The 13,364-nt window shown below is 44.2% G+C and carries 11 protein-coding genes and 2 tRNA genes; 3 read left to right on the plus strand and 10 right to left on the minus strand.

The features are described from left to right. Positions 1–25: 25 nt before the first annotated feature. From deoB to AACX38_RS08010, 10 genes are all read right to left on the minus strand, one after another. The gene (deoB, locus tag AACX38_RS07965; protein WP_099120649.1) at positions 26–1,249 is read right to left on the minus strand and encodes a phosphopentomutase; all 1,224 of its coding nucleotides are present in this window, start codon (positions 1,247–1,249) and stop codon (positions 26–28) included. Positions 1,250–1,326: 77 nt separating this feature from the next. Continuing rightward, positions 1,327–2,694 (minus strand): thymidine phosphorylase, encoded by a 1,368-nt coding sequence (deoA, locus tag AACX38_RS07970; protein WP_228863926.1) that lies wholly within the window; start codon positions 2,692–2,694, stop codon positions 1,327–1,329. Positions 2,695–2,874: 180 nt separating this feature from the next. Next, positions 2,875–3,654 (minus strand): deoxyribose-phosphate aldolase, encoded by a 780-nt coding sequence (deoC, locus tag AACX38_RS07975; RefSeq protein ID WP_228863927.1) that lies wholly within the window; start codon positions 3,652–3,654, stop codon positions 2,875–2,877. A gap of 563 nt (positions 3,655–4,217) precedes the next feature. Continuing rightward, positions 4,218–5,486 carry a NupC/NupG family nucleoside CNT transporter gene (locus tag AACX38_RS07980; protein ID WP_193756871.1) on the minus strand — a complete coding sequence of 423 codons (1,269 nt, stop codon included), beginning with the start codon at positions 5,484–5,486 and terminating at the stop codon, positions 4,218–4,220. 338 nt (positions 5,487–5,824) lie between these two features. Next, positions 5,825–6,595 (minus strand): TatD family hydrolase, encoded by a 771-nt coding sequence (locus AACX38_RS07985; RefSeq protein ID WP_228863928.1) that lies wholly within the window; start codon positions 6,593–6,595, stop codon positions 5,825–5,827. Between the two features lie 238 nt (positions 6,596–6,833). Continuing rightward, on the minus strand, positions 6,834–7,985 hold the full coding sequence (locus tag AACX38_RS07990) for a patatin-like phospholipase family protein (protein ID WP_228863929.1): 1,152 nt from the start codon (positions 7,983–7,985) through the stop codon (positions 6,834–6,836). Positions 7,986–8,291: 306 nt separating this feature from the next. Then, a complete protein-coding gene (locus AACX38_RS07995; RefSeq protein ID WP_099120644.1) occupies positions 8,292–8,714 on the minus strand; it encodes a BON domain-containing protein in 423 nt (140 codons plus the stop codon). A 195-nt stretch (positions 8,715–8,909) separates the two neighbouring features. Further along, positions 8,910–10,499 (minus strand): peptide chain release factor 3, encoded by a 1,590-nt coding sequence (gene prfC / locus AACX38_RS08000; RefSeq protein ID WP_099108846.1) that lies wholly within the window; start codon positions 10,497–10,499, stop codon positions 8,910–8,912. Positions 10,500–10,742: 243 nt separating this feature from the next. Then, positions 10,743–11,189, minus strand: a complete 447-nt coding sequence (rimI, locus tag AACX38_RS08005; protein ID WP_228863930.1) for a ribosomal protein S18-alanine N-acetyltransferase — start codon at positions 11,187–11,189, stop codon at positions 10,743–10,745. Then, on the minus strand, positions 11,158–11,568 hold the full coding sequence (locus AACX38_RS08010) for a DNA polymerase III subunit psi (protein ID WP_099108848.1): 411 nt from the start codon (positions 11,566–11,568) through the stop codon (positions 11,158–11,160). The genes rimI and AACX38_RS08010 overlap by 32 nt, the downstream gene beginning before the upstream one ends. A gap of 198 nt (positions 11,569–11,766) precedes the next feature. Here AACX38_RS08010 and rsmC point away from each other — a divergent pair, with 198 nt between their 5' ends. From rsmC to AACX38_RS08025, 3 genes are all read left to right on the plus strand, one after another. After that, on the plus strand, positions 11,767–12,780 hold the full coding sequence (gene rsmC / locus AACX38_RS08015; RefSeq protein WP_099120642.1) for a 16S rRNA (guanine(1207)-N(2))-methyltransferase RsmC: 1,014 nt from the start codon (positions 11,767–11,769) through the stop codon (positions 12,778–12,780). Between the two features lie 161 nt (positions 12,781–12,941). Further along, positions 12,942–13,028, plus strand: a tRNA-Leu gene (locus AACX38_RS08020). A 45-nt stretch (positions 13,029–13,073) separates the two neighbouring features. Continuing rightward, a tRNA-Leu gene (locus AACX38_RS08025) sits at positions 13,074–13,160 on the plus strand. Positions 13,161–13,364 lie beyond the last annotated feature (204 nt).

Consider the following 13,364-nt stretch of genomic DNA (forward strand, 5'->3'; position numbering starts at 1 on the left):
GGAAACCAACGGCTCCCCCGGAAAATCAGAACATCACTTTGCCGTAATCCATTGGTGTCAGGTCGAAATATTTCGCCACTGTCTGACCAATGTCAGCAAAGGTTTCACGATGCCCTAATGAGCCCGGTTTTACCTTTGGCCCATAAACCAGTACAGGTATATGCTCACGGGTATGATCCGTACCCGGCCAGGTTGGATCACAACCGTGGTCAGCCGTCAGGATCAGAATGTCATCTTCTTTCACCATCTTCAGCATTTCCGGCAAACGGCGATCAAACAGTTCCAGCGCAGCAGCATAACCGGCTACATCACGGCGATGACCGTAAGATGAGTCAAAATCAACAAAGTTGGTGAATACAATCGTATTGTCACCGGCCTGCTCCATCTCTACCAATGAAGCATCAAACAGCGCATCAATTCCCGTCGCTTTCACTTTTTTAGTGATACCGACATTCGCGTAAATATCAGCAATTTTACCAATGGAAACCACTTCACCCTGTTTCTCATCAACCAGTTTTTTCAGTACAGTTGGCGCTGGCGGCTCAACAGCCAAATCATGGCGATTACCGGTGCGCTGGAAGTTACCTGCTTTATCGCCGACAAACGGACGGGCAATTACACGGCCGATGTTATAACCGCCATCAGTGAGCTCTTCACGGGCGATTTCACATAATTCATATAGTTTATCCAGACCGAATGTTTCTTCATGACAAGCAATCTGGAAAACGGAATCCGCTGAGGTATAGAAAATCGGTTTACCCGTTTTCATGTGCTCTTCTCCCAGCTTGTCCAGAATAACGGTACCGGAAGAGTGGCAGTTACCCAGATAACCCGGCAGGTTGGCACGTTCAACCAGTTTATCCAATAATTCCTGTGGGAAGCTGTTTTCTAATTCGTGAAAATAACCCCAGTCGAATAAAACCGGAACACCGGCAATTTCCCAATGACCTGATGGTGTGTCTTTACCAGAAGAAAGTTCACTCGCATAACCATAGGCACCGATAATTTCGGCATCTTTATCCAAACCAACCGGGAAGGTTCCACTGGATTCTTCCGTTGCTTTTCCCAGTCCCAAACGGCTCAGATTCGGTAACTTCAACAATCCCTGACGACCGATATCAGCTTCACCACGAGCGCACTGTTCTGCAATATGCCCTAAAGTGTTAGACCCTTTGTCACCAAATCTTTCTGCATCTGCACTCGCACCGATACCAAAGGAATCCAAGACCATGATGAATGTACGTTTCATAATTTTCTCCTGTGTCAATTCACGCTATCAATGCGGGAACTGCCAGCTATTAAAATCTATTCAATACTTCTGTTGAATTATCCACCAATACGACGATAAACCATCTGGGTGGCGACTTTCATTCCGGCATCCACTTCTGTTGCCGAAGTATGTGCCTGTTGAAAAACAAGCGATGCACGCACAGCCTCTGCCGCCATATGCCAGTCATCTTCATTATTGGCATGAATCACCATCAGAGGAGTATCTGTGTTTACTTCTGAGCCAAGCGCAATAATATCACTCAGCCCCACACTGTAATTAATCGGATCAGACGCTTTACGGCGACCACCGCCTAATGCAACGACTGCCATCCCTAATGCACGGGTATCCATTGCTGTTACAATGCTTTGCTTTTTAATTATATTATTTTCAGCAAATACGGGTCTGCTGAAAGAAGCTGTCGGTAAATAACGGTCATAGTTTTCAATAAAATCAACCGGCCCTTTCTGAGCTGCCACCATACGCCCGAATATTTCCGCAGCCTTACCATTATCGAGCACTGCCTGTAATTGACGATATGCCGCATCACGATCTTCTGCCAGTTTACCCGATACCAACATTTCAGCAGATAATGCCATAGTCACTTCAAATAAACGGGGATTGCGGTACTCTCCTGTCAGAAACTGCACCGCTTCACGCACTTCCAGCGCATTACCGGCACTGGATGCTAATACCTGATTCATATCTGTCAACAGCGCCGTTGTTTTACAACCCGCACCATTAGCCACCGCAACAATCGATTCCGCCAGCTGTTCTGACTGCTCATAAGTCGGCATAAATGCGCCAGAACCGACTTTCACATCCATAACTAAAGCGTCTAATCCTTCAGCCAGTTTTTTGCCCAGAATAGAAGCGGTAATCAGCGGAATAGAATCAACAGTAGCAGTAATATCACGTGTTGCATAAAAACGTTTATCCGCGGGTGCCAGTGATTCAGTCTGACCGATAATTGCAACACCAACATCCCGGATAATGTCACGGAATCGGTGATCATCGGGGAAAATGTCAAACCCGGGGATGGATTCTAATTTATCCAGCGTCCCTCCGGTATGACCTAATCCACGCCCTGAGATCATCGGAACATAACCTCCACATGCTGCAACCATCGGTCCCAGCATCAGGGATGTCACATCACCAACCCCTCCTGTCGAGTGTTTATCCACGACCGGGCCGGGCAGATTCAGCTTTTTCCAGTCAAGGACTGTACCAGAATCACGTACCGCCAATGTTAAGGCAATACGCTCTTCCATCGTCATATCCCGGAAATAAATGGCCATCGCCAGAGCAGCAATTTGCCCTTCTGATACCGTATTATCACGCACAGCGTTAATAAAGAAGCGGATTTCTTCTTCGCTCAGTGAAAAACCATCTCGTTTTTTGCGGATAATTTCCTGTGCCAAAAACAAAGCTACCTCCCATTATCATTGTCTGAGAAGAACAGTAGTCATGAATCAGCTCTATCTTAACGAACATTCAAGGCATTGTTATTGATCTTAAACGACTGTTTTCATAACTTCTGCATTCAATAACTTCTATTCCCAATAACTACTGTTCCCAATAACTACTGTTCTCAATAATTGCTATTGTTAATAACCACTGTTTTGTTTTTGACCCTGATGACCCAGCGCCGTCAATAAGCTACCCAGCAGACTGGAAGCGCCAAAACGGAAATGGCGGGAGTCTGCCCATTTATCGCCCATGATCCGGCCTGCCAGTGCCAGATATTGTGCTGCTTCTTCTGCTGTGCGGACGCCGCCCGCCGGTTTAAACCCGACATTCTCTCCCACGTCCATATCACGGATGACACTCAGCATAATCTCTGCACTTTCCAGTGTCGCATTAACCGGCACTTTCCCGGTTGATGTCTTAATAAAATCAGCACCCGCTTTAATCGAGATTTCAGAGGCTTTACGGATCAGCGCAGCGTCTTTCAGCTCTCCGGTTTCAATAATGACTTTTAGCCAGACACCTGATTCAGCACAGGCATCTTTACAGGCTTTAACCAGATCAAAACCAATTTGTTCGTTACCCGCCATCAATGCGCGATAAGGGAAAACCACATCCACTTCATCTGCACCATAAGCAATTGCTGCACGGGTTTCTGCCAGCGCGATATCAATATCATCATTGCCATGAGGGAAGTTCGTAACAGTAGCAATCCGGATATCCGGTGTTCCCTGTTCACGTAATACCTTACGAGCGAGGGGAATAAAACGCGGATAGATACAGATGGCCGCAGTATGCCCTGCCGGACTGTTTGCCTGATGGCAAAGTGCTGTCACTTTCTCATCAGTATCATCATCATTGAGTGTAGTTAAATCCATCAAGCTCAGCGCACGCTGAGCAGCTGCGGTTAAATCGGTCATAAAACTCTCCAACGGTATTTTTATCGTAACTGAATCAGTTCACATATTCTTCCGAACATTTATACACTTCGTCTTTCAAGTTGCCTCTTTGTTGGCTGCGCTCGCTCACCCCAGTCACATAGTTATCTATGCTCCTGGGGATTTACTCCCTTTCCGCCGCGATGCATCTTGAAATTCATTGTGTATAATCGCTAACTGTTCCGAATTATTAATGTATTCATATGTTGGTGAGCGGACTTGGTTCCTTGAAGATGTTGCAATGCCCTATCTCGCCGCAACAACAGAGCTCCTTCTCTCCGCACCTTTTTCTTTAGTATGATTTTTTCAGCTTGTCTTGCCCGGCAGGTATTAGCTTAATCAATGAAATCTTGATTCATCATTATTTGAACATGTAAGTATGTAATAATTCATGCTCAGAATCACACTAATCAAATGAAAATTGCAATTATTATCATTTTATCGTGATTAAAATCACATTGATTAAGCCCGGAAAAAATAAAATGCAGGTAAGATTAACTCACCTGCATTCAATCTAGTCTGTGTTTTCTGGTTAGACTTCCTAATTATGCCAGAGAGAGGAAGAACCCTGCAATTGTGGCACTCATCAGGTTAGAGAGTGAACCAGCCAATACTGCTTTCAAACCAAAACGGGCAATGTCACCACGACGGCTTGGTGCCATACCGCCTAAACCGCCCAGCAAGATAGCAACAGAAGAAAGGTTAGCAAAGCCACACAGTGCGAAAGAAATAATTGCTTTCGTATGTTCAGAAAGAACCTGAAGTCCAGCTGCGCGGACAACATCATCCGGTTTCAGGTATTCACCAAAGTTCATAAATGCAACGAATTCATTAACGACCAGTTTCTGTCCGATGAAAGAACCAGCAACTGTTGCTTCATTCCACGGTACACCAATCAGGTAAGCGATTGGTGAGAATACCCAGCCTAACAGCAGTTCCAGAGATAATTGCGGGTAATTGAACCAGCCACCAATGCCACCCAGAATACCATTCAGTAAAGCAATCAGAGCAATAAATGCCAACAGCATTGCACCCACATTCAGAGCCAGCTGCATACCGGATGCTGCACCAGATGCCGCCGCATCAATAATATTTGCAGGGCGATCTTCTGCTGATACCAGTGACATAGCATCAACATTATCGTGAGTGGTTTCAGTTTCCGGTACCATCAGTTTCGCAAACAGCAGGCCACCCGGCGCTGCCATGAATGACGCTGCAATCAGATATTCCAGTGGAACACCCATTGATGCATAACCCGCCAGTACAGAACCTGCTACCGATGCCAGACCACCACACATCACGGCAAATAGTTCGGATTGTGTCATGCTCGCAATATAAGGACGAACAACCAGAGGCGCTTCAGTCTGGCCAACGAAGATATTCGCTGTTGCTGACAGGGATTCAGTACGTGATGTTCCCAATACTTTTTGCAGGCCACCACCCAAAATCTTGATGATTAGCTGCATAACACCAATGTAATACAAAACGGCAATCAGAGAAGAGAAGAAAACGATGACTGGCAGAACGCGCAGGGCAAAGACAAAACCGCCGCCGCCGAACAGCTCAAACATTTTGTTGGATACCAGCCCGCCAAAAATGAAATCCATTCCCTGCTGACCATATCCAATTACATTGGAAACACCTTTTGACATTCCACCCAGAATGTCTTTACCTGCTGGTACATAAAGTACAAATGCACCAACAATAACCTGAATCAAGAAGGCCCCAAGGACAGTGCGGATTTTAATAGCTTTATAATTACTCGAGAAAAGTACTGCGATAAAAATCAGCACTACCATCCCTATCAGGCTCATAATGAGTTGCATTGGAAGAATCCCTGTTCACTGAATGAATTAAAAATATGTCAGTTATATTGTGAGTTCCTACTGACACTGTGTGTGGAGGCGATTATACCCAGTAGTAAAAAAGAACAAGCAACTGACATCACAAATTAATGCAGCAAAAAGTAATATAAAAACAGAAAATGAGACTTATATCACATATAACCATTCAATTTATCAGGGTTTAGATAATTTTGCGGTAAAAAAGGAAGAAATGAGAAGATAATGCCAGTTAAATATTATTAATGTTTATTTCGACCAGAATAGCCTATTTTGCTCAACCAAAAGTAGACTATTTCCACTGGGATAAATTAGCTGATCGCAAATAATGCCATGCTATTTTGATAAATTTGGCGGGAAATTTCATCCGGAGATTCAGGACGTAATTCACACAATACAGAAAAAATCTGCGCGATTCTTTCGGGTCGGTTTGGCTGCCCCTGAAAACCAGCTAATGGCATATCAGGTGCATCCGTTTCCAATACTAAAGAGGAAAGAGGTAAGCGAGCTATCGTATCACGCGTTTTTTTCGCTCTTTCATACGTAATCGTTCCCCCGACGCCAATGTAAAAACCCATACGTACAAAGGCCTGCGCCTGAGATAAGCTACCAGCAAAGCCATGAATAACGCCGGTGCGTGGAACATGATGCTTTCGCAACATTGCCGCCAGTTGATCGTGGCTTTTGCGGGAATGGAGCAGAACAGGCAATTCATATTTTTTGGCCAGCTTAAGCTGAACTGCCAGAACGTTTTTCTGCCGCTCAAACTGGGGTTCTGCCATGTACAGATCAAGCCCAATTTCACCCACGGCTACACAATGGGGGAGTTTCTCTTTTAGTTTCTGCTCCAGACAATCCAGATCTGTATCATGATGTTCATTAATATATAAAGGATGCAATCCAAACGCGGCATAGATTGCCTGATACTTAGCCGCCAAATCAGCAACCCTCTGGAAATATACCTGACTGACAGTCGGCACAATAATTTTTTCAACGCCTGCTTGTCTGGCTCGTTCTAAACTTGCGGCTTCGTCACCCGAAAAAGGAGGGAAATCAAAATGGCAATGTGTGTCAATAAACATCTATTTATCCATATCATACACTTCGTCTTTCAGGTTGCCTCTTTGTTGGCTGCGCTCGTTCACCCCAGTCACCGTTTTTATAAACATACGGTTATCTATGCTCACGGGGATTACTGAGAGGCTCCTGCCTCTCACCGGAGGCCAGACTTTGGCTGGGCAAATTCGTTCCCGACGAATTTGTTACTCTCTTACCGCCGCGAGGCATCCTGAAATCCATTGTGCATATTTGTCGTCATCATTATTGTTCGTCATAATCGTTATTGATCATAGCAGTACCAGTCAATGGCATCTGTTCGCTGTCATTCACACCGGTTTCCTCCGCTATTCTTGCCGAAGTATCTATTGCGGGGGTCTGCTCACTACACAGAAAACTATTGCGACGGAAACAATTACGGTTCGTTCCATCGTGGTTTAAACCGCTGCGGGAAACACCGTAACTTTTACGTTTTTGCGGCCCAAACTTACCACCGACAAAAGTATGTCCGATAGTCGCCAAAAAGTACCGCCCACAACGCCTACCCAGATGATAATCTGTATTCAATGCTTTCGTTTTACTCCCCAGAGCCATCGTTGCCAACGGTGCGGGTGGCCTAATTTCGAAGATTTGTACGTCATCCGGTGGATTTTCAATAAACCGTTGTGTCCGGAAGTAACTTGTAGCATGCAGCTTCAACATCCTGAGCATTTTTTGCTGACTGCTGGTTTCCAGCCAGCGTTCCACTCGCTTGAACCACTGTGACGTATAATAAAGCTGTGAAGGCACTGTCCTGACCACGACAATAGTATCAGCCCCCCGACGATATGCCTCTTCAACCGGAATCGCATCACTAATGCCACCATCCTGATAAACGATACCATCGAGCGTTACACCATTGCGATAAAATCCGGGGATCGCGCTGGAAGCCTTGATAATTTCCATCCAGTTACTTTCATTAGGTTGAAAATAACTGGCTTCGAAATTATCAGCACGGCAGGTGCACATATAAAACTCACGACCATCATCAAAATGGTCCATCGCAATAGGAATGTTTAAGGGAATTTGTTCAGAGATCATATCAATATACCAATCCAAATCGATAAGATGCCCACCCCGGACAAAGCGCAATGGGTTGAAGAAAGTCGGATTGGTTGTGTACTTGTTGATCACCTTGCGGGCATAGCCTTTTTGACCGCAGATATAAGCAGAAAGGTTCTGAGCACCAGCCGAGGTACCAAGAAATAATTCGAACGGATTAAAATCTAACCGGAGAAATTCATCTAACACACCTGCGGTAAAAATCCCACGCTGCCCACCTCCTTCACAGACAAGTGCAATTTTTCCCGGTTTTATCCGCGATGTATAAGCTAAAGGCTCTATATTACCCAACGTAATTGGAATATGTTTCCCCACATTTCCCCCTACAAAGTCAATGTCTGTTCCAAGGTGTCATTTGAATTATGATCATCTTTCAGTAATTAGTAATAATGTTATGCAAACAATTCCTCACTCAAGTGATTTATCATTTGAGCAAAGCATCCGTAAAGCCTGTATTAAATAATGGAGATTAATTCACCAACAGGCAAGTTATTACCGATAATCTGAATAGATCTTATCCTTTATATTCTTGAAGAGATAATCGCTTAATTAGATTAAGTTTTATTTGGGGAATAAGCCGGTAGAGTGACTTATTATCAGCCACTCTCAACAAAAAATAGATTATTTTTTAGTGGACACGGTGCTGTTTACGGCCTGAACGCCTTCCACTTTATGAGCAAGCCTGATAGCTCGTTTTGCCAGCTCTTCGTGTTTGACAAAACCAGAAAGATAAACTACGCCTTTTTCTGTTTTCACTGAAATATTATTATCGTGACTATTAAGCCCGGTATCTTCCAGAAAACTTTCTTTTATTCGGGCAGTAATAGCACTATCGTCAGAATTATTATCTGCTTTTTTAAGGGAGTTCTCGCTTTTTTTCCCGCTATGATTTCTTGAATCATTAATTTTCTGGTCTGTATTTTCCTGTGCTTTACCTTCTGACAGATAAGTTGAAGATGTTCCTGCTGCCAGTGCGTTACCACCTATTAGTACCGAGCCTAAAACAACAGCCAGGAATGAGTTTGTGAACTTTAAATTTTTCATCCTACTACCTTCCTTTTATCTGAGCCAGAATGTCAAAGGATGATATATCAATAAATTAAGCAAATGGTATGAGCTTTACAATAACTCACGTATATTTTCTTATACCTAGAAATGATGCTTTTAAATAAAACAGAAAGTATTAATTATGGTAGGAAAAATAAAAAAGGCCAACGAGGTGTTGGCCCATAAAAAATATCAATGTTCCCGTGTTTTACGGAAAACCACCTCAGGATAGCGTTCGCTGGTCAGGTTTAAATTAACCATGGTTGGGGCAATGTAGCTCAGGTTATCACCACCATCAAAGGCTAAATTTTGTTCATTCTTACGTTTGAACTCTTCCAGCTTTTTGACATCACTACATTCTACCCAACGAGCGGTAGAAACATTGACAGGCTCATAGAGTGCTTCTACGTTATATTCACTCTTCAGCCGGGCAACAACAACATCAAACTGAAGCACACCCACGGCACCAACAATCAAATCATTATTGGTTAATGGACGGAATACCTGCACAGCTCCCTCTTCCGACAACTGAACCAGACCTTTCAGCAATTGTTTCTGTTTCAGAGGATCACGCAGACGAATGCGGCGGAACAGTTCAGGAGCAAAGTTAGGAATACCGGTAAATTTCAGCTCTTCACCCTGAGTGAAAGTATCACCAATCTGGATAGTACCGTGGTTATGCAGACCAATAATATCGCCCGGATACGCATCTTCAACATGAGAACGATCACCAGCCATGAAAGTCAGTGCATCTGAGATAACCACATCTTTTTTGATACGAACCTGACGCAGTTTCATGCCTTTTTCATATTTACCGGAAACAATACGCAAAAATGCTACACGGTCACGGTGTTTCGGGTCCATATTGGCCTGAATTTTGAACACAAATCCGGAGAATTTTTCTTCTTGTGCTGTCACTTCGCGCGCATCAGTCTGACGCGGCATTGGCGTTGGGGCCCACTTAACCAGGCCATCAAGCATATGATCGACACCAAAGTTACCTAACGCAGTACCAAAGAATACCGGCGTCAGTTCACCCTGCAAAAAGGCATCCAGATCAAATTCATGTGATGCGCCTTTAACTAACTCCAGCTCTTCACGCAACTGCTCGGCCAACTCTTCTCCGACAGCAGTATCCAGCTCAGGATTATCCAGGCCTTTAATAACCCGGACTTCCTGAATAGTATGCCCCTGACCGGATTGATACAGATAAATTTCATCCTGATACAGATGGTAAACCCCTTTGAAAGACTTACCACAACCGATAGGCCATGTGATCGGACAACAAGCGATCTTCAGCTCATTTTCGACTTCATCCATCAGCTCCATCGGATCACGAATATCACGGTCGAGCTTATTCATGAATGTCAGGATTGGCGTGTCACGCAGGCGGGTAACTTCCATCAGCTTACGGGTACGATCTTCAACACCTTTTGCCGCATCAATAACCATCAGACAGCAGTCAACCGCTGTCAGAGTACGGTAAGTATCTTCAGAGAAGTCTTCATGCCCCGGCGTATCCAGCAGGTTAACCAGACAATCGCCATAAGGAAACTGCATCACTGAGGTGGTAATGGAAATACCACGTTGTTTTTCCATTTCCATCCAGTCTGACTTAGCATGCTGATTGGAACCCCGGCCTTTTACCGTTCCCGCTTTCTGAATTGCCTGTCCGAATAACAGGACTTTTTCAGTAATTGTTGTTTTACCCGCATCAGGATGCGAAATTATTGCAAATGTGCGCCGTTTCGCAACTTCTTGCAGAAATGGAGAATTTGACATCTATTGAAATCTTCTATTCTGTACGCGGATCGATACCATATTGAGGCGCCATCAGAGACCCTTAATCCATCCAATCCGGTATGTTAATTGGAATTAGCGTTTATTTTCGCTGAACTTGGCGTCATAAACAACTAATGATACGCAAGATGATGATGCAGAAAATCATCATGACTTCATCAGATTCAATCTACATTCCCTTTCTCCTGAATCGCAAAAGTTCATATACGGGTACGTCACTCATACTCACCCAAACAGCGGTAACGCCATAATAATGGCATCTTCCTTACCTGTCGCGGTCGGGTAATAATTTTTGCGGATGGAAACTTCATTGAAGCCCAGATCTTCATATAACCGAATTGCAGACTGGTTGGAACACCGGACTTCAAGCCATAACGTATTTATCTGTTTTTCAGGTAATGTGTCAATCAGATAATTTAATAGCGTTCTTCCATGCCCTTGTGATTGATATTCCGGATGGATAGCGATATTAAATAGCGTTGCTTCATCCAAAATATACTGGGTTATTGCAAAACCAATTATCTGGTTATTAAGCTCGATCTTATAATTGAGATAACGCTCTCCCTGATTAGAGTAGAATGTTTTCTCACTCCACGGAAAGGGGTGGCTGGCCTGTTCTATCTGGAAGGCCGCGGGAAGATCAGCGGGAGTTAATAGAGAAATATTCTTCATAATGGTAAATTTGTTGCCAAAGAGAACGTTTTGCATCCCCATCAAGGGATAAGTCATTTAATGCCGGGCTTCTCAAAGAAATCCCTTGTATTGATAAGGTAATATCAACCCCCAGCAGCCAGCATGGGCAGCGGATTGATTCCGAAAGCAGCTCAACATCTTTTGTTGTGATGCAATAAACTAATGAGGCATCAATCCCCATGGCTGTGAAAATATCAGCAAGTAATGAATGGCTTAAGTCAATGTGATCATGGGTAATGATCAACAGACGGGTTGAGTCAGGGATGAGGACAGATAATTCACCCCGCAGGGCCGCAGGGTTACGCAGAACCCATTGGGTGATACCCAACCGGGTTAGTGATCTGTCACGCTTCGTCATCGTGTTTTATTCCATCTGCCATAAAAAATAACAGGTAATATATACCCAGTAGATTTCAGGCTATCAGCAGTAAAACTGTCACCTGAAAGATGAGCGGTATAGTATCAGAGGGCTTATCTCTGCGCCAACAACATGGCATCCCAGCTTTGCCCAAAGATAATTATGACCGGATAAAGACCTATAAGGAGCTATACATAGATGTCAGCATTAACACCGGCCAGTGAGGTTATCCTGCGCCATCAAGAGCAATTCCACTCCCATCATCTGCTCTTCGCAGGCGATCTTCAGGATACACTGGCAACGGAAATCGAAGCCGCAAGTGTACGGGTACACACTAGTCAATATCATCACTGGCAATCCCTGATCCGTACATTAGGTGATAATGCTCAGTTTGGCCTGACGGCTGATAAAGCGTTTGTCAAAGATTGCGATACGCTGATTTATTACTGGCCAAAAAGCAAGCAGGAAGCCCGTTTCCAACTCCGCAGCCTGTTTTCCATCCTGCCTGTCGGAACAAATATTTTTATTGTCGGCGAAAACCGCAGTGGTGTGCGTAGCGTTGATAAGTTGATGGAAGGTATTGTTACTTTCCGCAAAGTCGATACTGCCCGCCGTTGCAGCCTTTTTTATGGTCAGCTTGAACAACAGGTTCAGTTTGATCAGAACAACTGGTGGCATAGCTATCAGGTTGGGGATACCATCGTCAATACACTGCCCGGCGTATTCAGTCAGGATGATCTGGATGTCGGCAGCCGTCTTCTGCTTTCCACTTTTGATAAACCGATTTCCGGCAACTTGCTGGATATTGCCTGTGGCTCTGGTGTGCTGGCCGCAGTATTGGGTAAAAATAATCCCGATTTGTCACTGACTCTCAGCGATGTCAATGCAGCCGCCATAACATCCAGTAAAGCAACATTGAAAGCCAATAAACTGGAAGGAAATGTTATCACCAGCAACGTCTATTCTGCTATTGAAGAGAAATTCAACTGGATAGTCTCTAATCCGCCATTCCATGATGGTCTGAAAACCAGTATGGCAGCCGCTGATGACATGATACGTATGGCACCAAATTATCTGAAATCCGGTGGTAAATTCCGCATCGTAGCAAACTCGTTTTTGCCTTATGCTGATTTACTGGATAGCGCTTTCGGCAGTCACGAAGTCCTTGCCCAGACAGGTAAATTCAAAATTTACCAAGCCACCAAGAAGTAACAGACAAAAGACCGCTATTGCCCATCTCCCCGGAAGGGCAATAGCAATATGTCGATTTTTACATCAGTCATGCTTTCTTGCGATAAATAATGATTGACGCCAGCCGTAAAATCTCTAGAATGCGCCCCCATGCTATCTGTTTAAAGATGGTATCTGAATTTGCGAGGGTGGCGGAATTGGTAGACGCGCTAGCTTCAGGTGTTAGTGTTCTAACGGACGTGGGGGTTCAAGTCCCCCCCTTCGCACCAAATCAGATAGTCATCATTAAACAAATCAGATAAATAACAGTACCTGCGAGGGTGGCGGAATTGGTAGACGCGCTAGCTTCAGGTGTTAGTGTCCTAACGGACGTGGGGGTTCAAGTCCCCCCCTTCGCACCACTGTTACTATTTTATCTGATTTTCCTCTTGTTACTTTTATTTTCCCCTACCTGTCTTATTAACATATCCAGTTTCTTAATCCTATTTCACCATCGCATCCCTGAACTCAAATTCCCTCTATTATCTGTTATATCTCCTCAAAACTATCACTATTTCCTGAGCAATCTAAAAAATAAATTTTCATAAATTAATATTATTAAATTT

The organism is Xenorhabdus sp. PB30.3, assembly GCF_963895965.1.
Taxonomy (GTDB): domain Bacteria; phylum Pseudomonadota; class Gammaproteobacteria; order Enterobacterales; family Enterobacteriaceae; genus Xenorhabdus; species Xenorhabdus stockiae.